10 protein-coding genes and 2 pseudogenes are annotated in these 21,740 nt (G+C 37.0%); 11 read left to right on the top strand and 1 reads right to left on the bottom strand.

All coding sequences use genetic code 11. The annotated features are described in order from the left end of the window. The first annotated feature begins 44 nt into the window (after window positions 1–44). The 11 genes and pseudogenes from cdaA to RGU12_RS12630 all read left to right on the top strand — a co-directional run bounded on the left by cdaA (window position 45) and on the right by RGU12_RS12630 (window position 16,480). Window positions 45–866, top strand: a complete 822-nt coding sequence (gene cdaA / locus RGU12_RS12680) for a diadenylate cyclase CdaA (RefSeq protein WP_116354751.1) — start codon at window positions 45–47, stop codon at window positions 864–866. After that, window positions 859–2,097 carry a CdaR family protein gene (locus RGU12_RS12675; RefSeq protein WP_309536474.1) on the top strand — a complete coding sequence of 413 codons (1,239 nt, stop codon included), beginning with the start codon at window positions 859–861 and terminating at the stop codon, window positions 2,095–2,097. Before cdaA ends, RGU12_RS12675 begins: the two co-directional genes overlap by 8 nt. Before the next feature lie 32 nt (window positions 2,098–2,129). Further along, a complete protein-coding gene (glmM, locus tag RGU12_RS12670; RefSeq protein WP_309536473.1) occupies window positions 2,130–3,476 on the top strand; it encodes a phosphoglucosamine mutase in 1,347 nt (448 codons plus the stop codon). A 457-nt stretch (window positions 3,477–3,933) separates the two neighbouring features. Further along, window positions 3,934–5,736, top strand: a complete 1,803-nt coding sequence (glmS, locus tag RGU12_RS12665; RefSeq protein ID WP_309536472.1) for a glutamine--fructose-6-phosphate transaminase (isomerizing) — start codon at window positions 3,934–3,936, stop codon at window positions 5,734–5,736. Between the two features lie 353 nt (window positions 5,737–6,089). Beyond that, window positions 6,090–6,929, top strand: coding sequence for a TnsA endonuclease N-terminal domain-containing protein (locus tag RGU12_RS12660; RefSeq protein ID WP_309536471.1), 840 nt, complete (start codon window positions 6,090–6,092; stop codon window positions 6,927–6,929). Next, window positions 6,926–9,118: a TnsB C-terminal domain-containing protein gene (locus RGU12_RS12655; protein ID WP_309536470.1), complete on the top strand. Its 2,193-nt coding sequence runs from the start codon at window positions 6,926–6,928 to the stop codon at window positions 9,116–9,118. The genes RGU12_RS12660 and RGU12_RS12655 overlap by 4 nt, the downstream gene beginning before the upstream one ends. Then, a complete protein-coding gene (locus RGU12_RS12650; RefSeq protein WP_309536469.1) occupies window positions 9,115–10,821 on the top strand; it encodes an ATP-binding protein in 1,707 nt (568 codons plus the stop codon). The genes RGU12_RS12655 and RGU12_RS12650 overlap by 4 nt, the downstream gene beginning before the upstream one ends. Before the next feature lie 11 nt (window positions 10,822–10,832). Next, window positions 10,833–12,695 carry a TnsD family Tn7-like transposition protein gene (locus RGU12_RS12645; protein ID WP_309536468.1) on the top strand — a complete coding sequence of 621 codons (1,863 nt, stop codon included), beginning with the start codon at window positions 10,833–10,835 and terminating at the stop codon, window positions 12,693–12,695. Between the two features lie 27 nt (window positions 12,696–12,722). After that, a pseudogene (locus RGU12_RS12640) lies at window positions 12,723–12,928 on the top strand (4-hydroxyphenylacetate 3-hydroxylase C-terminal domain-containing protein); the annotation flags it as partial. A gap of 497 nt (window positions 12,929–13,425) precedes the next feature. Beyond that, window positions 13,426–14,904: a TniQ family protein gene (locus tag RGU12_RS12635; protein ID WP_309536467.1), complete on the top strand. Its 1,479-nt coding sequence runs from the start codon at window positions 13,426–13,428 to the stop codon at window positions 14,902–14,904. A 280-nt stretch (window positions 14,905–15,184) separates the two neighbouring features. Beyond that, window positions 15,185–16,480: pseudogene (locus RGU12_RS12630) on the top strand (IS110 family RNA-guided transposase). 529 nt (window positions 16,481–17,009) lie between these two features. Here RGU12_RS12630 and RGU12_RS12625 read toward each other — a convergent pair. Next, a complete protein-coding gene (locus tag RGU12_RS12625; protein ID WP_309536466.1) occupies window positions 17,010–21,698 on the bottom strand; it encodes a pectate lyase-like domain-containing protein in 4,689 nt (1,562 codons plus the stop codon). Window positions 21,699–21,740 lie beyond the last annotated feature (42 nt).

Here is a 21,740-nt window from a genome sequence, read left to right as displayed (position 1 = left end):
TAGCTAACTATGTTGTTGGATTATTTCATAGAGGAAGTGTGAGAATGTCATTTAATGAACTCCCATTACTAGGTTACCTCGGCATTTTTTTAGATGTTCTCCTTGTCTGGTATGTGATATATAAATTATTATCCCTTATACGCGGAACAAAAGCTGTTCAGCTATTAAAGGGCATTATCGTAATCGTTTTTATCCGCTTATTGAGTAGCCTATTAGAATTACATACATTGTTTTGGTTAGTGGACCAGGTAATGGATTGGGGATTCTTGGCGATTATCGTCATCTTCCAGCCTGAATTGCGAAGGGCATTGGAACAGCTGGGGCGCGGAAAAATATTCTCCAGAAGTGGTACGGATGAAGATGATCAGCAGGCCAAATTAATTGAAGCGATCACAAAAGCTACCGATTATATGGCAAAACGCCGTATTGGTGCACTCATTTCAGTTGAGCGACAAACGGGAATGGGGGATTATGTAGAAACCGGGATCCCACTTCATTCAGCTATCTCATCAGAGTTACTAATCAATATTTTTATTCCAAATACTCCTCTACATGATGGAGCCGTCATTATTCAAAAAAATCAGGTCGCGGCTGCGGCTTGTTACCTACCGCTTTCAGAGAGTCCATTTATCTCAAAAGAATTAGGAACGCGGCACCGAGCTGCACTTGGGATTAGTGAGGTAACAGACAGCATTACCATCGTTGTATCAGAAGAGACCGGAGCTGTGTCATTAACAAAGAATGGAGAATTACACCGTGATTTGAAACCTGATGCATTTCGGGATTTACTAAAACAAGAACTAATTACGAACGAAAGCAATACCTCTCATCCACTTTGGCAATGGAGGGGGAAAAAGAATGGATAAATTAATGGATAATCGTTGGGTTACACGGATTATTGCCTTATTAATTGCTTTGCTCTTATTTGCATCTGTCAGTTTTGAAAATCAACCTGCATCCAAGAGTCCTGCAGGGATTCCGTTATTTTCAAATTATTCAGAGACACTAACGGAAATTCCGGTAAATACTTACTATGATGATCAAAATCTAGTGGTATCGGGGGTTCCTCAATACGTAAATGTTACTATAGAAGGTCCATCAGGCGTTACCAAGAGAGAAGGTCTTCAAAAGGAAATTGAAGTATATGCAGACCTTACTCAGTTATCTGTTGGCACCCATAAGGTAAAATTACAATATCGAAATATATCTGATAAAATTAAAGTGAAAATTGATCCTGCTGAAATTACCGTCGTTATTCAGGAAAAGGTGACAAAGGAATTCCCTGTTGAAGTCGATTTTGTTAATCGTGACCAAGTAGCAAATGGATATACGATCGAACAACCAGTAGTGGCACCTCGAGTTGTTAAAATAACCGGGGCCTTAGAGGAAATTGAAAGAATTGCGTTAGTAAAAGCGGTTGTCGACCTTAAGGGAGTTACGGAAACATTTACACAGGAATCAAGAGTAGCTGTGTATGATAAAAATCAAAATGTATTGTCGGTCACGGTTGAGCCGAATGTTGTTGAAATTACGGTACCAATTGTTAGCCCGAATAAATCCGTATCATTTACCCTTAAGCAGAAAGGAAAACTTGCGGATGGGTTAAGCTTAGTTAATATTACGCCAACGCCAAATCAGGTTACAATATTTGGTCCAAAAGAGATCATTGATGCCATTTCTTCTATAGAAGGTGAAATCGATCTTGATAAAATTAAGGAAGATTCAACAGTTAAAGTGAAGGTTCCGATTCCGAAAGGGGTTATCCAGGTATCCCCACAGGAAATCGAAGTAACAGTCGATGTCGAAGAAGAGATATCGGAAACCTTCTCAGATTTATCAATTAGAAGCCAAGGATTGGGTGCCCAATTTGCACTAACCTTTTTAAATCCTGAAGCAGGGACCCTCGATTTAGAAATTCAGGGTGCACCGAGTGTCATAGCAGGGACAAGTCCTACCAACCTTGATGTATTTATCGATGTGACTGACCTAGGAATTGGTGAACACGATGTAGATATAAATGTGAAGGGCCCAGATAATGTGACATGGGCATTACCTCAAGAAAAGGCAAAGATACGAATCACCGAAATAGAAGGGTAAGGAAGTATCTGCAAAAGGAGAGATCATTTAAAATGGGAAAATATTTTGGTACAGATGGTGTACGTGGTGTTGCAAATAGCGAATTAACTCCAGAGCTTGCATTTAAGGTAGGAAGATTTGGAGGTTATGTGTTAACAAAGGATAAAGAAAGACCAAAGGTTATAATAGGCCGCGATACCCGTATTTCAGGTCATATGCTAGAAGGTGCGCTTGTAGCAGGTCTATTATCCATTGGGGCAGAGGTTATGCGCTTAGGTGTCATTTCGACTCCAGGTGTAGCGTATTTAACAAAGGCTTTAGGGGCTGAGGCGGGCGTAATGATATCTGCCTCACATAATCCAGTCCAAGATAATGGAATTAAGTTCTTTGGTCCAGATGGATTTAAGCTTTCTGATGAACAGGAAAATGAAATTGAAGCACTATTAGACTTACCTGAAGACCAGCTTCCGCGTCCAGTTGGGGCTGAATTAGGACAGGTAAATGACTATTTCGAGGGTGGTCAAAAATACCTTCAATTCTTAAAGCAAACAGTGGAAGAGGATTTCACAGGTATCCATGTGGCATTAGATTGCGCTAACGGGGCAACATCTTCCCTAGCTACGCATTTATTTGCTGATCTAGATGCAGATATTTCTACAATGGGGACTTCTCCAAATGGCCTTAATATCAACGATGGTGTAGGTTCTACTCATCCAGAAGCGCTAGCAGCTTTCTTAAAAGAAAAGGGCGCGGATGTTGGATTGGCATTTGATGGCGATGGAGACCGTCTTATTGCAATTGATGAAAATGGCGATATCGTTGATGGTGATCAAATCATGTATATTTGTGCAAAGCATATGAAGGAACAAGGTCGATTAAAGCAACAAACAGTGGTTTCCACGGTAATGAGTAATTTAGGCTTCTATAAAGCTTTGGAAGAGAATGATATTGCAAGTGTACAAACCGCTGTTGGTGACCGCTATGTTGTAGAGGAAATGAAGAAGAGTGGATATATCCTAGGCGGTGAACAATCAGGACATATCATTTTCCTAGATTACAATACAACTGGTGATGGACTATTAACAGGTCTGCAATTAGTTAATATCATGAAGAGCACGAAGAAACCTTTATCACAGCTTGCAAGTGAAATGAAAAAGTTCCCGCAGCTATTGGTGAACGTGAAAGTTACAGATAAATACCATGTTACAGATAATCCTGTGATCAAAGAGGTTATCGAACAGGTAGAAGCTGAAATGAATGGTAATGGTCGCATCTTGGTACGACCTTCAGGAACTGAGCCTTTAGTAAGGGTAATGGCAGAAGCTCCAACAGAAGAGCAATGTAAAGAATATGTAGACCGTATCGTAGCTGTTGTAAAAACAGAAATGGGTGCGGAGTAATTATACAATTTGATTAAAAATATGCAAACTTGGCACAACCTGTTCCACGTTTGCATATTTTTTTAGTATACATGGAAAATTTATTCCATGTTTTGATTGACGATTTTGGATTTTCTGTAGTATTATTGTTCTTGTTCTTTTTTATTGTGGAGAAGGAGGGATAAGACTATCATTCATAATCATTTTTAAAGCGCCAGAACTAAACCATGAACGGAAAAAGTAACAAAGCATAGGCTGTTGTTACAGGTTTAGTTGACGAGGAGGAGGTTTATCGAAACTTCGGCGGATGCCTCCCGGTTGTCATCAATCACGACCGCAATTCCTTTTTGGTAAAACAGAGGGGTGACTCTCTGCACAAACAGAAGGATATGATTGAGTAAACAGATAAATATGGAAAAAAAGGGGCAAGTTAGCCCCGTGCTTTCTTGTTCCCTTTTTTAGGGAGGAAACTTAATTTATGTGCGGAATTGTAGGTTTTATTGGACAGAAAGACTCTAAGGATATTTTGTTAAAGGGACTAGAAAAGCTCGAGTATCGTGGATATGATTCAGCTGGAATTGCAGTGATGAATGATGAAGGTGTTCATGTTTTTAAAGAAAAAGGTCGTATTGCAACACTTCGTGAGGCGGTAGATCAAAGTTTATTTGCTACGGCGGGGATTGGGCACACACGTTGGGCAACACATGGAGTGCCAAGTAAAATCAATGCACACCCACATCAAGCATCTTCTGGACGGTTCACTCTTGTTCATAATGGTGTAATTGAAAATTACACACAGCTTAAGGATGGGTATTTACAAAACGTGGAGTTAAAAAGTGATACGGATACAGAGGTTGTTGTTCAAGTACTTGAGCAATTTGTAAATCAGGGACTTGAAGTTGAAGAGGCATTTCGTAAGACATTAAGCCTTCTAAAGGGATCCTATGCGATTGCAATGCTTGATGAGCAAAACAAGGAAACGATCTATGTTGCGAAAAACAAAAGTCCACTTCTTGTTGGTCTTGGAGACAATTTTAATGTTGTCGCAAGTGATGCAATGGCAATGCTTCAGGTAACCGATCAATATATCGAGTTAATGGATAAAGAAATTGTCATTGTTAAAGAAGAGTCTGTCACAATCAAAAATTTAACGGGTGAAGCAATCAACCGTGACCCATATACAGCAGAGCTAGATGCAAGTGATATTGAAAAGGGAACCTACCCACACTATATGCTGAAGGAAATTGACGAACAGCCTTTGGTAATGAGAAAGATTGTTCAAGAATATCAAAACGATAATGGTACATTGTCAATTGATCCTTGTATTGTCGAAGCAATGAGGGAAGCAGACCGCGTCTATATCATTGCTGCTGGAACTAGTTATCATGCTGGTCTTGTTGGGAAGCAATTCATTGAAAAAATGGCGCACATTCCAGTAGAGGTTCACATTTCTAGCGAATTCTCTTACAATATGCCACTACTATCTGAGAAACCATTATTCATCTTTATTTCACAAAGTGGAGAAACTGCTGACAGCAGAGCGGTTTTAGTACATGTCAAAGAAATGGGCCACAAGTCCATTACGATTACTAATGTCCCAGGTTCAACACTGTCTCGTGAAGCTGATTACACTTTGCTATTACATGCAGGTCCTGAAATTGCAGTGGCATCAACAAAGGCATACACTGCTCAGTTAGCCGTACTTGCAATCCTGGCCTACGTAACCTCAGAATCAAAGGGAATCATGGTGGGGATGGACCTAGCCAAAGAGCTCGGTATTATCGCAAACAGCATGGAGGCTCTTTGTGATGACAAAGAAGTAATGGAAGCAATCGCGTGGGAGTATTTTACAACAACTCGTAACTGCTTCTTTATCGGTCGTGCGATGGACTTCTTTGTTGGTTTAGAAGGTGCCTTAAAGCTAAAAGAAATCTCCTATATCCAAGCAGAAGGTTTTGCTGGAGGAGAATTAAAGCACGGAACAATTGCCTTAATCGAAGAAGGAACACCGGTTATCGCTCTAGCTACACAAGAGCATGTGAACCTAAGCATTCGTGGGAATGTCAAAGAGGTTGTTGCACGTGGTGCACATCCATGTATCATTTCTATGAAGGGCTTAGAAACAGAGGAAGACCGTTATGTGCTCCCGGCTGTTAACGAAATGCTAACACCACTAATCTCTGTTATCCCATTACAGCTTATCTCCTATTATGCAGCGCTTCATCGTGATTGCGACGTTGATAAGCCACGGAATTTAGCAAAGAGCGTAACGGTGGAATAAGGAATAAATATAAATTAAGACTGGTGTTTAGAGACAAAAAAGATGGTAACTAACAAAAAAAGTTGAACACTAGAAAAAAAAGAGTGGAACCAACAAAAAAAGTTGTAAATTTTAATTAGTTGAATAATTAATAAGAAAGTTTACCATATTAATGCTTAATAAAAAAATAATTCTGGTGAAAAAATGAAAATTTATACCTTAATATTCATTAATAATAAAATAACAACTTTTTTAAAAAACTCTGTCCATAACAAGGGCAGAGTTTTTTTTCTTTGTATAGAGTCTAATATTAGACTCTATACAAAAAACCTATACGTAGCAAGGGATTGACAGAACTTAAAAGGAGAATAAATGTGGCTAAAAGAAAAAGAGAAACTAATCAGGACCAAATAAGTCGGTGGATAAAAGAAGGGCGTGGAAAAGGAGAGGGTTCCAATTATAAACCCTGGTTAACTATTCATGATGTTCCTTCAAAGGGGATGGTAACTAGGTCTAAAGGATGGAAGACAGAAAGAATTCATCATGTACTATCTGACCTAGAATTACATTATTTTTTTACTTTAGAATGGTCTGACTCTGTAATTGATATAAGGGAACAGTATCCACTCCTTCCTATAGAAAGAACATTAGAAATTGCAGAGTTTTTAGGTGTTAAGCATCCAACTGATCCAAAATCAAATGAATTTGTTGTAATGACAACAGATTTTTTTATAACAGTAAAGACAGAAAAGGGAATTGGGTATAAGGCAAGGCAAATAAAACCTGCTAGTAATTTAAAGAAAAGAGAGGGTGAAAAATTTGCAATAGAACAACAGTTTTACAAAGAACTAGGAATTGATTGGGGCATTGTAACAGATAAAGATTTTTCTGAAATATTTATAAAGAATATGGATTTGATTTATAACGCGAAGTATTTAAGCTATTCAGGTTTGAATGAAAAAATAGTTCATAGGATTGCACCAACATTATTTAATGAAATCTCAACTTCTAAGGAACCCTTATCAATGGTTGCATTACAATGTGATGAAAAATTTGGATTTGAGCTAGGGACGTGTTTATTTATCGTAAAATATTTAATTGCAAATAAGTATTGGCTAGCCGATATGGAACAGGAAATCAACCCAACAAAAAAGGTCAATTTATTAATTAATAATAGAAGTCAAATATATAAAGGTAAGGAGATGTTCGGATGAATGAAATCTCGGTGAATTCAATAATAGAATGGTCTGATGAGGAGAATAAACATCTTTTTCTTGAAAGGGTATTATGGATATCTCCTAATTTAGAATATGTTGTAGTAACTAAAATTGGAGAGAAAAAGCAACAGATGCCAATATGGAGAACATATAGTGAAATTATTGAGGCGCTTGAAACCCCTTTTGTAAGGAAATTATCGAAAGAACCATTTATTAAATTACTTTTTCCTGAACAAGAGTATCTTCAAAAGCATTCTATAGAAAGGGACGAAGCGTGGGAAATCCTAGAGCCCGTTTTGCAACTAGAACCACAGATATATGACCGAAATTACAGAGGTGAATTAGTAAATGAACTAATTAGAAAACACGGTATAAAGAAGAAATGGATATATAAAAAAATGAAACAATATTGGGCTTTTGGAAAAGTGAAAAATGCGCTATTACCAATGTATGTAAATAGTGGTGGTCCCGGAAAAGAAAAAAAATTGGGCGATAAAAAAGTAGGAAGGCCACCAAAGAAAACACAAGAAGATATAACCTTAATTGGTGTAAATGTAACTGAGGCTGATAAAAAAATTTTTAAAATAGCTATTCGATTATATTATGAAAAAGCTGAAGTTCCTGATTTAAAGTTTACACACGACCAAATGTTGAAAAACTTTTATCACCAAGGATATCACATAGTAAATAGTGTGAAAAGCCACATACTTCCCAAAGAAGAGGAAGCACCAACGTACAGACAATTCGTATACTGGTTTAATAAAGAATATAGCGTAAAAGATAAATTAATGATGAAGTTTGGGGAAAAAGATTACTTGTTAAATTATAGAGCGAAAACAGGGAATGCAACTAAACGGGCGGCTGGTCCAGGTGCAATTTTTGAAATTGATGCAACTGTTGCTGATGTGTATCTTGTTAGTTCACTAGCACGGAACAGGATCATTGGCAGACCAGTTGTTTATTGTGTAAAGGATGTTTTTTCGAGAATGGTGGTTGGATTATATGTTGGCTTAGAGGGGCCATCATGGATTGGTGCAATGATGGCATTAGAAAATTGTTCTCTTAATAAGAAAGAGTATTGTCAATCTTTGGGGATTAATAATATTGGTTCAAGTGACTGGCCAGCCCATTATTTACCTTCCTCTATTACTGCTGATAGAGGGGAACTAGAAAGTGGCAATATAGAAAATTATATTGATGGACTTGGGATATTTGTTAAGAATACTCCTCCATATAGAGCTGATTTAAAAGGTATTATTGAGCAACATTTTCGAACTATCAATACAAAAATAAAAAAATGGATTCCAGGAGCTGTACATAAAAATTACAAAGAAAGAGGTAGCAAAGATTACAGGCTAGATGCAAAACTTACATTGAAATCATTCGAGAAAATAATGGTTCTTTCGATTATTGAGCATAACAAAAAACTTTTAAAAGATTATCCTCTTTCACCAGACATGATAAAGGATAATATAACGCCTACTCCATTAAATTTATGGGAATGGGGTATTAAAAATAGGTATGGACACCTAAAAGAAATAAGTAAAGACTTGGTTCGTTTGCATCTAATGCCCAGTGGTAATGCATCAATAAGGGAAGCGGGGGTATATTTTAACCGTCGGTATTATTCCTCTGAATATGCTATAAAAAATGAGTGGTTTGAAGCGGCTCTAATAAAAGGGAGTAAGACTATTACAGTCTCTTATGATCCAAGAAATATTAATAATATTTATTTTCTTAAACCTGATGGAGAGTTTGAAAGGTTCGACATGACTGATAGTCTTCATGACGGTGAGGAAGTTACACCGAGAGTTGAAGATTTACTAGAGTATTATGAAGACAAATTCGTTAAAGAAGAACTTTTGAAAGGAGAACAGAGGCAAATGTCAGCAGATACTGATGCACAGGTTGAGGCTATCATTGAAGAGGAGTCAACTAAAACAAATAACGCTCAAATTCCAGGGCAAAGTAAGCATAGTAAAACAAAAGATATTAGGAAAAATCGGGGTATCGAAAAAGAGACTTTAAGAAAGAAGCAGGCCTGGAATGATACTCTAAAACCAAATAACCCGACTAAATCGGCAGAGATTATAGATATTAAAATGCATGTCCCGTATGAAAATAAAGATGAAAAAGGAATAATAAATTTATTAAAAAATTTAGGAAGTGGTGAAGAAAATAAGTGAAAAAAGAATTAAATATAGGAGGTAGTATTATCTATGCTCTCATGGGGAGACAATGTAGAGCGGTTTATAAAGAACAGGAAATAGATGACTATAGTAAAAATCCCTTGATAGAGGCACTACCAAAAATATATACAATGAAAGAGGTAGCAGAACTACTATTTAATCTACCAAAATTAAGAGAAGGTGATTGTGATAAACCACCTGAAATTAGATTACATATCGTTGAACAGATTCGTAATTTTATGCAACCATTACCTCTCCATTTAAAAATAGAATTTGAGATATCCTTATTAATTAGGAGAGGGTACGTTGGTAGGAATCCATTATCGCCTTTTTATGCAAGGCAATTTGCGGTTGGTGTAAAAAATATTTTGGACCATGATTTAGATGAAAGTGGTAAAAATTTGATTGGAAATCGTTCAACAGCTAATTGTTATACAGTAATGGGGATAAGTGGTATTGGTAAAACAACCGCTGTTGAAAAAATATTATTAATGTACCCTCAAGTAATAGTTCATACCAATTATCAAAGAGGGGAATATTCCTTAGGGTACTTAAAACAAATAGTTTGGATTAAAATAGAATGCCCTTTTAATAGTAAACGGAAATCTTTATGCCAGAACTTTTTTAGGGTAGTAGATCAAATTTTACAACAAAATTATTTTGATAAATTCGTAAAAAGTCGTTCTACAGAGGAAGAGCTAATTGATGATATGGCTCATATCTGTGCATTACATTGCGTAGGAGTCTTAGTTATTGATGAAATCCAACGGATGAAGCCTGGGGAATCTGGACAAGAAATGATTGATTTTTTTGTTGAATTATCAAATAAGTTGGGTATTCCTATACTATATATAGGTACTTATAAAGCTGCTACGCTATTTAATAAGTTAATGGCAAACGGGAGGAGGGCTGAAGGTAACGGTGCAACGTTCCTAGATCCAATGATTAAAGGAGAAGAATGGGAATTATTTATTAATAAATTATGGGAACTTCAATTGACTAAAGAGCGTGTTGTACTTTCTGAAGAGATAAAAGATACATTTTATGAATTAACTATGGGTATTACCGATTATATAGTAAAACTCTTCATTAAGTCACAACAACATGCAATCGCTTTTGGGCAAGAAAAGTTATCTAGTAGATTAATTAGAACTGTTGCTCAAAACAATATGAAATTTGCTCAGCCTGTTATTCAAGCACTAAGGGCAGGAGATAAACAAGCAATTATCAAATACTCAGATTTAAAAGCTGATTGGGTGGATGTAAATGAGTATATAAAAGCACTCGGAGACAGGTTAGATATATATGGTAAGGGGGAATTAGAACATAAAAGGGCAATGAATCAGGTTAAGAATCATATAAATTTCGATAACTTGGTAGAGATAGCAATGAACCTTGGTTTAAATGATGATGAAGCAATAAGAGTTGTATCTGAAGTAATGGAATCTAATATTGCTATGGATAATATTGTTGAAGTACGAAAAAGAGTTGCTAGTATCGTACTTCAAATGCAGGATTCCGAAGTTAAAGATTCAAACACTTCTAAAGGAAAAAAATCAAAAGGAAAGAAAAATATTCATTATTCAGGTAATGATGATATTCGTTTAATCATGCAAAAGGCTTTAGAAAAAGATAGAGCTATTGAGGAAGCACTTAGGGAAGTAGGTATAATTAAACCTTTTAATGAATTTATAAGTTAGGGTGAGAAAAAATGCTAAGTTTTTTCCCTAGATGTTATGACGATGAGTTACTTTATAGTGTTCTTTCTAGATATCATTTGCGAAGTGGGAACCACAGCTTTAAAAGAACAATAATGGAGCTATTTAGTATTGATAGCCTAATACCTACATCAGATTTACCATGTAATTTAGTAGAATTATGTAAAAATATAGGTTTTTTGTATGATCCAATTTACCTAAGAGATAACCATACATTATTGCCATATTACCGTCCTTTTTTGAAAGAGAGCATTGTAGAAAAGGTAGAAAATATGATGCTTTATGAAAAAGGGAGTAGTTTGCATATGAGTCTTGGAATAATGGGTAGTAATATTCCATTTCCGAAAAATCTCAAATATTGTTTAGACTGTTATAATCAAGATCAATTAAGATATGGTGAACCTTATTGGCATAGGAGTCATCAATTGCCAGGTGTATATATTTGTCCCATCCATAATTCTCAGTTAGTATGTTCTGATGTGTCATTTAAAATCCAAAGTACTAGACAGAAATTCTATGCTCTAAGTGAGGTTGATATTGTAGAACCATATGAAGGTTTATTACACCACTTTGAAATCTTAAAGTTTATTTCTAATGAATCTCAAGCACTCCTTAAACTAAATCTTGATGTAATTGGGTTAAAAAATTTAAGAAATTATTATTTGATGAAATTAAAAGAATATAGTTATACGACGACTTCTTCCAGAGTTAATATGGCTAAATTTGTTCCACAATTTATAAGTAAATTCGGACGTGATGCCTTGAAATTATTGGAGTGTAATATTAATTCTGATGATCAAGATACATGGTTACACAAAGTACTGAGGAAACCACGTGTTTCGTGTCATCCTTTAAGACATTTATTGTTGCTATATTATTTCAATACTAATATTAGTTCATATCGTATTGTAAAAAAGCATTCGAACCTTTTCTTTAATGATCCTCCTTACCCATGTTTAAACAAAGCATCAGATCATTTTGGAAAAGCAATAGTTACTAATATCAAAGAAAAATTTGATAGGAAAAATGGGCAACCGATAGGAATATTTACTTGTAAGTGTGGTTTTGTATATACAAGGGTAGGACCTGAACGATGTTATTCAGATAGATATACTAAAAGAAGAATAATATCCTTTGGTGATATCTGGATTAGTAAAGTAAAGTATCTATACGCGAAAGGTGACTCCATATACAAAATAGCAAAAAAATTAGAAGTTGATTACAACACTGTAAAAAGTATTATTCAACGTAAAGATATAGTGGAAAAGCCTAATCAAGTAAATAATTCAGCCTATAACAGGAAGTTTGAGTATAGAGGAAGATGGATACATCACAAAGAAAACGGAATAGGATTAAGTAGAACTGAATTAAGAAAGTCATTGCCTAGTGTTTATATTTGGCTTTACCGTAATGATAGAGAATGGTTATTTAAAAACTTACCACCAAAATTAAAACCGGTTTGTAAAAAAAATATCATCAATTGGGAAAATAGGGATAATGATATTTTTTTACTAATAAACAATGAATTTTTGAAGTTGATTAATACTGTACCGTTAGTAAGGATAACGAAAAGTAAGATAGGAAGAGCGGTTGGGAAGATATCATTATTAGAAAAACATTTGGATAAGTTGCCTAAGTCTCGTAAGCTTTTGGAAGAGGTTACAGAAACAGTAGAAGAGTTTCGAATAAGGAGAGTTAGGCACGCTGCTAAAAGTCTTAGGAACAAACATTCCAGAATAACGAGATGGAAGTTAGTTAGAGCTGCAAACTTGCCTCAAAATTTTGGAATTAATGTAAATGAAATAATAAGTGAAGAATTAAAAAAAAATAAAAATAATCAATTTGATATTTCATAAAAGAGAAGAGGTTTTAAAGTGGGAGGGGTCCAGGCATACAGTAAGAATGCTGAAGAACGAGTAAAACTATTCCGTTTAGCATGGGAATTAACAATGAGTCCATTTGGCACAAGGCAAACCCAGTATGAAAGGTACTTCTTTGGTGATCCCATTCGAAAAGCCATACTTTGGACTCAATATATCTCAAGGATAAACACGTAGAAAAAGTCCGTTCATTTTTAGATTTAGGCTGATTGTGAAGTAATGTATTTAAAGTAACGGGTGCGATGCTTCAATAGCGAAGATCGCCCTTTCTTATTGAAGTAAAGGTCCAGGTTATTTGAAAAGAGAAATTTTAAAAAGATTGTTTTTTTGCGTTAGAGTTAATTACAACCTTTCATATTCTGGACCAACTCTTCAATTTGAAATTAGGTAATAATGATGATAAATATAGGAAATTGTATCCAAATGTTTTTGTTGTAGGAACTGGCTTAAGAATAATATGGTATAGGTCATTTTTTGAAGGTACCCTTTTTTGTTAATTTATTTTAGTAACGAGGCATGATAGTTCAACAAGGTTCGCAGCTAAAAACCTTAGACAGAAATTTGGAAATATAAAAAAGTGGAAGCTAATAAGAGAGGCTAACTTACGTCTTAATTATGATCCTCTTGTAGATAAGATTATAACAGATGAAATTAATACAAAAACTTGGTTATTAGAGTAGTGAAAAACACTTTAGGGGGATTCTTTTTGTTTGAAACTATCGCATTTTTCCCTGTACCTTATAAAGATGAAGATTTTAGAAGCATTGTTCATAGATACCATATCCGTTCAGGAAATCCATCATTTAAATTAACAAAGCTCGAATTGTTAAATTTTAATACACATAAAAATTTACATTTTCCAAGGAACTTGGACTATCTAATAAACAAGTTACCAAAGGATAATTTCATTTCAAAAAATAAAATAATAAATGAGCATACTGTATTTCCAATAATCAAGCCTTTTATCTCTATGGATAGATTGCCAATAATTTTTGAGGATTTAGGGGGAGGAACCAGTAGAAAAACTTTTAATGTGGGGGGGCTCTTAGGTAGGCGGAGTAACAAAGTAATTCATGAAAAGATTCATTATTGTCCGGAGTGTTTAACTTTTGATGATAATAATTTTGGTGAAGTATTTGTTCATCGGTTGCATCAAATTAGTTTTTTGAAGCATTGCCCAACCCATAAAAAGAGATTATTATCTAAATGCCCAATTTGTAATGATCCTTTATCAAAATCAAATGATACCAAACTAATTACTACTCCATATTGTTTTAATGGGCATAAGTTATATAGTGAAGATAGTTTAGGCATATCCAATGTTATTCAATTAATGATAAAGAATATAGATAGGTTAATAAACTACTCAAATGAAATAAATAAGAATATCTTTGTTTCTAAACTTAAATTTTGGTTAAAAATAAGGGGATATTCATTTGGAAAAAACAAAATAGATAGAAAAAGGTTTATTTTTGACTTGTTGCGGTATGCATCAATAGATCTTGAAGAGCTTAATTTATCTAGCGATTATATAAATTCTAAAGATGTATATACGAGTTTAATGTCACAGGAAATTATTTCAGATATGAGACTAAATTTATTAGTAATACAATTTCTTGTAGGGTCAGTTGATGATTTTTTTTATGGAGAATATGATGTAAACCTAAACGAAAATAAGCTTAGATTCGATATAGAAAAATTGGCGAAGACAGAAATTCTAGAAGGATTTAAAGAGGTTTCTGCAACAGTTGAGAAAGTAACAGATATTAAATCTAAAAATAGAAGAACGTTAAATTTGCAAAATTTCACACTTGATTGGGTCAGCATTGATATTGAACTAAGTGCGAAAATCAAGAAAGCAGCTAATAAAGCATATCGAGAAAACCAAAATACACCAATCAAAAAGAACACAATAATTAGATATTTATCATCATTAGAAAGAGGGAGAATAAGAAGAACAGGTAGTAATAATATTTTGCCTATAAGTAATCGAACTTTAGAAGAATATGTTGAAACTCTAGAAGACTATCTAATAAAAAAGATTCCAATGGTTATACGTCAGCTTAAGAGAAAAGGATGCAAAAATATCACATTTAAGACTATTGTTAGTCATAGACCAATATATAAAGATTGTAGTCAAAAAGTTATAAATGAGATTGAAAAGAAATTATTGATGGAAGGTTAAAAGGGTGTTTGCTATTCATTGATAACTAAAAAAAGACAAAAATAATTTATTGAGGAAATTAGTATATAAAACTATTAAACGTACTAAATTATCTTTATTCTATATTAAGGGTGCGATTCTACTATAACAAAAGATTATTTTCCTTATTCAATTAACGGGGCAGCATTCCTGTAATGAATGAAAATGGGGTTTGAATAAAAAAATAACCTCTTGGTAGAATGAGAGAGTCCCAAAGCCGGCAAGCGAAAAGGACGAACTCAATTAACCAGGAGGATATAAAATGAATTATAACCAAAATGAAAAGATTGCTCAAATCACTTCTAAGACTCTTATTATTGGTGTTGATATAGCCAAGTTTAAGCATGTTGCACGTGCACAGGACTATAGAGGAATGGAGTTTGGATCGCCTTGTTTTTTTGATAATACGAAGCCGGGATTTTAACTGTTTCTCGATTGGATCAATCAATTAAAACTAAAACAACATATGAAAAAAGTGATAGTAGGTATGGAACCTACCGGACACTACTGGCTAAACCTAGCACATATACTGAAAGAAAATCATATAAAGTTTGTTGCAGTAAACCCGTTACATGTAAAGAAAAGTAAGGAACTCGACGATAACTCACCGACAAAAAACGATGTGAAAGACGCTAAAGTTATCGCACAGTTGGTCAAGGATGGGAGATACGCCGAACCAACGATTCCACAAGGTGTCTATGCAGAACTCCGTGTGGCGAAAAAAATACGCGATCTCCTAACTGATGACCTTCAAACGGTCCAAGGCCAGGTTCACAATTGGCTAGATAGGTATTTTCCTGAGTTCCTAACAGTCTTTAAGAGTTGGGAAGGAAAAGCAGCCTTGCAATTTTTAAGGCTAGGAGCCTTACCGCATGAACTGATTCATTTCACTGATCAGCAATTATTGGATCATTTACGGAAAGCAGTTAGTCGCAGTGTAGGATTAAACAAAATACGAGAGTTAAAACAAGCAGCTAAAGAGTCCATCGGACTTCTTCAAGGTGCTGATATGGCTAAATTAGAACTAGCCACTCTTCTTGATAAATATGACTTAATACAAGGGAAGTTCGAAGAACTAGATAATAAGTTAGATAATTTAATTGAACATATCCCTGGTGTTCAACAAATGTTAGCTATTAAGGGAATAGGGAGAGATACGGTAGCAGGCTTCTTTGCGGAAGTGGGAAATCTTCAAGATTATTCTCACCCTAGACAAATCATAAAGCTAGCTGGATTGAGCTTGAAGGAGAACACTTCTGGCAAGCATAAGGGGCAAACAAAAATTACAAAACGAGGCAGGAAGAAGCTGAGGGCTCTACTCTTCAGGGTTTGTATGATTTTAGTTGCGAAGAATTCAGCCTTTAAAGCGCTGCATACCTATTACACGCAGCGCCCTGATAATCCACTAAAGAAAATGCAGTCCTTGATAGCCCTGTGCAATAAGTTAATTCGTATATTCTTTGCCATTGGTAAGAAACAATTTGAGTTTAGTGAAGAGAGAATGTTGCAGGATATCCCTCATATGAGATCAAACATAGAAGTAGAAAAAGCCGCTTAATCCAATAAGAAAAGTAGAGTAGAAAAGAATTTTTAGTGTTTTAAGTCTCGTACATTTGAAGCACGGATTAGTCAGCAAAGCAACTAAACTTCGGGCAAGGACCCTGTGGGGCAGCATGACTGACATCCACCTCATGGAAAGGTTGGACGAAGGAATTTGAGAGCGAAGACTCTGTGAGGCATGGGAGGGTTGACCTCCATGAGAAATGTGGACATCCACCAGTGCAGTCATATTTTAACTCATCCACCATTTTTTGTAAGTGTGTGGCTAATGGGCTATTAGTCTTTTTGCTTCAAAAGCCCAAAATTATCCTTACGAGATAAATCCATCCATAATTACGAGTAGTAACTCTAAAAATAACATTCTATAAAATACTGAGAATACTGGAGAAAACGTGAGTTTTCACTTTGTTTATTGAGGGAGTTTAGTTGAACATTAGCTTTATTTAACAAACGGGCATGGTTGTAGAAAAAGTCTCTTATAACAAGAGGCCATGATGATGCTGATCATAGCCTCCATTTTATTAGTTTTAAAACGAAATTTGATTGCCGTTCATTTCGAAATAATTAAATTCGGCAGTTTTAGTAGCTGGACCTAATTTCCTTGTGAAGATGCCCACTTTGGGATCTGTTAACGAAATATCGATGGAACCGGCATACGCCCAAGTTACACCATCACTGCTATAAAATGCACGATACGTATCATCTGTTTTTTCAATTTTTAGCTGAATGTCTTGTGCGCTTATAGTGTCAGTATAATTTTTGTCAGTTGCTCCGCCATTGCGACCTTCCGTAAACCTGATTATTTTGCTCCCGGAGAACGCTCTCCCCAGGGATACATAGTTTTTATCATCTTGATACACGATGAGTCCTGCAAATTCAAAATTTTGCGTGGCATCAAATTTGACTTTCGTGGAAATTGTGAAATCACCAGCTTCGTTTGTGAAAGGATCCCTTAACAATATATTGCTGGGCTTTGCTGTTTGCGTGTTCGTAAAGCTTCCATCCTGTGTCGTAATTTTCATGATTTTCGGATTGCCTTCCACGTACCAATGGCTACCGGTTTCTCTCACCCAAAACCATCCACTGCTCAAGTTTTTGCCGGGACGCGGTCCGGGTTCCGGATATTGTCCGTTATAGCTGTATACTCTGACATAATCAACAAGCATTTGTTTCGGTGTCGACCAATCCGTGGTCACGTCAGGATTTCCTGGCCAATCGCCGCCAACCGCCAGATTTAATCGGAGATGAAAGTCTTGGTCAAAAGGTGCTGGATAAGGGTATTCCACCACTTCATTGTTGCTTTTGCTAAACCAATCGTTTTTGGTGGCGTATAGATTTCCATCAACGAACCATTTGATTTCACCCGGAGCCCATTCGATACTAAATGTGTGGAAATCATCCGAAAACTTTTGGTTGTCGGGAAGTGTATAATTTCCTCCAGAGTGTACATGAGGATTGCCATAATGAATCGTTCCGTATATCTTGCCCGGATCATGACCGAGCAATTCCATAATATCAATTTCACCGCCAACCGGCCAACCACCGTATTCATTGCTGGTGGGCATCATCCAGATGGCAGGCCACATCCCTTTACCTTCAGGTAATTTGGCGCGGATTTCGAATCGGCCATAAGTCCAATCGCCTTTGTTTTTAGTGTCCAGCATGGCAGAGGTATATTGGTTTCCTTGATAATTCTCTTTTCGTGCTTCAACCACTAAATTCCCATTATCAATACGGATATTTTCAGGGCGATTCGTATAGTTCTGCAGTTCGTTGTTCCCGTAGCCGCCACCACCTTGGACATAGTTCCATTTGGATTCATCCAATGAATTGCCATCAAACTCATCGCTCCACACAAGCTTCCATAGTGGGTCATTCGAATCGCCGGGTTCTGTCCCTTCTTCGTTTTTGCCAGGGGTTCCTTTACCTTTATCGTGCGGGACAGTCACGATTCCTGTTGCCGTTGTTGTTTCCCCGGATGTAAAGGTAATTGTATATTCAATCGTATAAACTCTTCCTATTCCATTCCCTAAACGAGTGGCGCGCAACTCGAACTCATAATCAGCAGTGCCAAATTTAGCTCCGCTTATATCGTTTTTTGCCTGTTCATTACTTGTAATTGATGTTAATGATACGCCGGCAATATCTTTCGGGTCGCCATCGTATTGCAGTGTTGCATGAATCGGAACCATCTTATTGTTTGCAGGCCAAAGTTCTGTCTTATCCAATGTGAGTGTTATCTTCCCATAGTCTTGGACTGTTTGACCGCTAATATCAATCGTCATGCTACCTGTGACACCGGAACCGTCTTTGGCAGTTGCCACGACTTTCACCTGTCCATCTTTCACTGCAGTTAAAAGTCCATCAGTATCAATGGTCGCTTTGTCTGTTTCCGTACCGTCCGGATTTATGACGGACCAAATGACTGTTTTATTATCGGCATCTGCGGGCAACGCCGCAGCAGACATCTGCAGTGTACCATCTTTAGCCGTAATTGCTGTAGCTCCGCCTTCTCCCGTTACAGTAATAGAAGCAACAGGATTCCAGAACGGAATTATACGATCATTTAAAGTAAAATTCGTAAATTCCGCAGTCTTAACAGGAATAGAAGTATTTAATTTTCGTACAAAAATTCCCACTTTGGGATTCGTTAGTGAAATCGTAAAGGTATCGGCCAATTGAGTCCATGTGACTCCGTCCTTGCTGAAATGGCCGGTATAAGTATTGCCTGTTTTTTCGATTTTTAAATAGATATCTCCAGGTGTAACCTGGTCCGGGTAATTTTTATCGGTTTGCACAAGGTTCGGACTGCTTTTTCCTTGTGAGAATCTGATTTGTTTAGCAGCACCAGGGTTTGATCCATTTGCCTGGCGGCCCAAGGAGATAAAGTTGCCATCATCTTGATAAATAATCAATCCCGCCCATTCAAAGCCCATGGTTGCATCAAACTTCAGTTTAGTGGAGATGGAAAAATCCCCAGTTGTCCCAGGATTCCTCAAAAGAAGACTTGGTTTCGTTCCTCCCCAGCTTCCTTCTTGTGTAGTTAATTTCATTACATTCTCATTTTTGGGGTCAATCGCCCAATTCTCTTTGTTTTCTCTTACCCATGTCCAGTCATTCCCCAAAATCATCGTTTGGCCACTGATGGTAATTGTCTTACTCCCAGTGACACCAGATCCGTCCTGTGCTGTCGCGATTACTTTCACGGTTCCGTCGCCTTGTGCCTTTAACAACCCTAAAGAATCAATTGTTGCTTTGCCTGTAACGTTTTCAACAGACCAAGAGACTGTTGCGACATCGGCATTGGCAGGAGTCACAGCCACAGACATTTGCAGGGTGCCGCCTTTCGTTGTGATGCTAGTTGCTCCGCCTTCTCCCGTTACGGTGATGTCAGTAACGTTGACGTTTCGCCCGCTGTATTCCGTAATTGTTTTCCTGTGGCCGGCATAGGTTACAGCTTCACCAAAATTGTTTACAATATGCGTAATTTCACTTCCAGCCATACCAGCTAAAAACACACTGGTGGCATGTTTAACTTTTACCCCTGGGGTATAAGGAACCTCTATCGCGCTATTGAGTTTCACAGCCGCATCCCTAAAAAACGAATAAATACCAAGTCCATAGGCTTCATGTGTGGTCACCGACTCTGCTACTTTATATGATGCGTAGCCATTCACCGTGCCGTTGTTGCTCATCCAACTAGATTGGTCAGGAACATCATACGGGATTTCAGATTGATAGAAGTACATTCGGCCATTATCGCCATTCCATAACGTTTGGTACTCATGAAAGTGTTCAACAAACAAACCATATATCGTTACATCGTTTCCATTTACAACCAAGCCATTTGTAGTAGTGTTTAAATCCCATGCAACATCTTTGCCATGATCGGCACGCCATACCCAGAAATGGTCGCCAATGACATTGTTGCTGTTTATTTTAAGGCTGACATCAGCTCTTCCAACTGCATCTCCGCCGCCGACTCTAAAGAATAGATCGTGCAGAGATGTAGGGTTGTCAGAGTGATCGGCTGAACTTCCTACCGGTCCAACTTCCATTAAAGTAGGTGAACTTTCCGAGCCGGCATCAAATAGGAGTCCTGCAACTTTTACGCCATCTACATCTGAAACCGATAAAGCGGCAACTCCTCCGTGTGGCATCAGAGTGGCGAATCCAAGGCCAAGTACAACAGTGTTGGGTCTTGTTACCCGAATAGTATCATTGAGATGATATATTCCTGGGGTAAACAAAAGATTTTTACCCTGAGCAAGCGCAGCATTTATGCTTGCAGCATCTGATGTTTCCGGTTTTGCGATATAGAACTCTTCTATAGGTATTGATTTTCCTGCCGTTTTCCCGCTTGCCCATGTGGTTCCCTTTGCGTCAGCATGAAGATCCGGAACAAAAACATGGTATCGATCATTTTCGTTTATGGTAAGGAACGGTTTTTCCCGCATAATCGGTGCTTCGTTAATGACTGTATTTGAATTCGTAGGCCAGTTAGACTCAGGTGGATTATCAACCCCAAGGAAAAAAGTGTTCCAAAGTCCACCAGACCAGCTTTTCATTTCACTATTTCTAGTAAACCATTGCTGTTGTCCTCCGGAAGTGATTTGATTATCAATTTTAGAATCAGCTAGGAAGCCTCCGCTTGCCCAACCTCCGTCATGAAGCTGCAGATTGCCCTGAACATGCATACGTCTAAAAGGCACCGCTTGCGATACAGCCCATTTATTGGTACCTGTGGCAGGTTTAATTGCGAAATTTTCAGCTGCACGCCAAAAGTTTTTGGTAGCATTCCCGGGTGGCGTATTCCACCATTCTGCATCAACTGTTACTCCACCATTAATGGTGACATCGTCGGGTAGCTGCCCCAGGCCGGCTACATGTGTGTAAAAGCCTACTCTGATATTTGCGTTATATGTACCTGGCTTGAAGAGAAGGGCATACCTTTCATTTCCAAATTCATTTGATTCTTGTTTTTTAAATACTTCGTTAGTAATTCTTTGTATTTCTGAATCTGGGGTTGAATCATCAAATACATAGACATTGGGACCAAAAGGTCCAGTGGATGCCTCTAGTGCCTCGTCTGCATTAGTGATCATTGGTTTGGGTGCTTCCAGTGATTCTTCTGCATTGGTAATCCCCGGTGTAGCTGTGAAAAGACTTACGAACATAGAGAATAAAAGAATGATAGATAAACTTCTATTTCGCATATTCACCCTCCTAAAAGTTTAAATTTACCTTCGAACCTTTTT

The sequence above is a fragment of the Ferdinandcohnia sp. QZ13 genome (assembly GCF_031324165.1).
Classification (GTDB): domain Bacteria; phylum Bacillota; class Bacilli; order Bacillales; family Bacillaceae_L; genus Ferdinandcohnia.
Note: the sequence above shows the minus strand (reverse complement) of the source record. Positions and strands in the feature narration are given on the sequence as shown.

Excerpts from the sequence above, each read along its gene's own strand:
- glmS (WP_309536472.1), top strand. The coding sequence starts at position 3,934 with ATGTGCGGAATTGTAGGTTTTATTGGACAGAAAGACTCTAAGGATATT.
- glmM (WP_309536473.1), top strand. The coding sequence starts at position 2,130 with ATGGGAAAATATTTTGGTACAGATGGTGTACGTGGTGTTGCAAATAGC.
- RGU12_RS12655 (WP_309536470.1), top strand. The coding sequence starts at position 6,926 with ATGAATGAAATCTCGGTGAATTCAATAATAGAATGGTCTGATGAGGAG.
- RGU12_RS12645 (WP_309536468.1), top strand. The coding sequence starts at position 10,833 with ATGCTAAGTTTTTTCCCTAGATGTTATGACGATGAGTTACTTTATAGT.
- RGU12_RS12625 (WP_309536466.1), bottom strand. The coding sequence starts at position 21,698 with ATGCGAAATAGAAGTTTATCTATCATTCTTTTATTCTCTATGTTCGTA.
- cdaA (WP_116354751.1), top strand. The coding sequence starts at position 45 with ATGTCATTTAATGAACTCCCATTACTAGGTTACCTCGGCATTTTTTTA.
- RGU12_RS12675 (WP_309536474.1), top strand. The coding sequence starts at position 859 with ATGGATAAATTAATGGATAATCGTTGGGTTACACGGATTATTGCCTTA.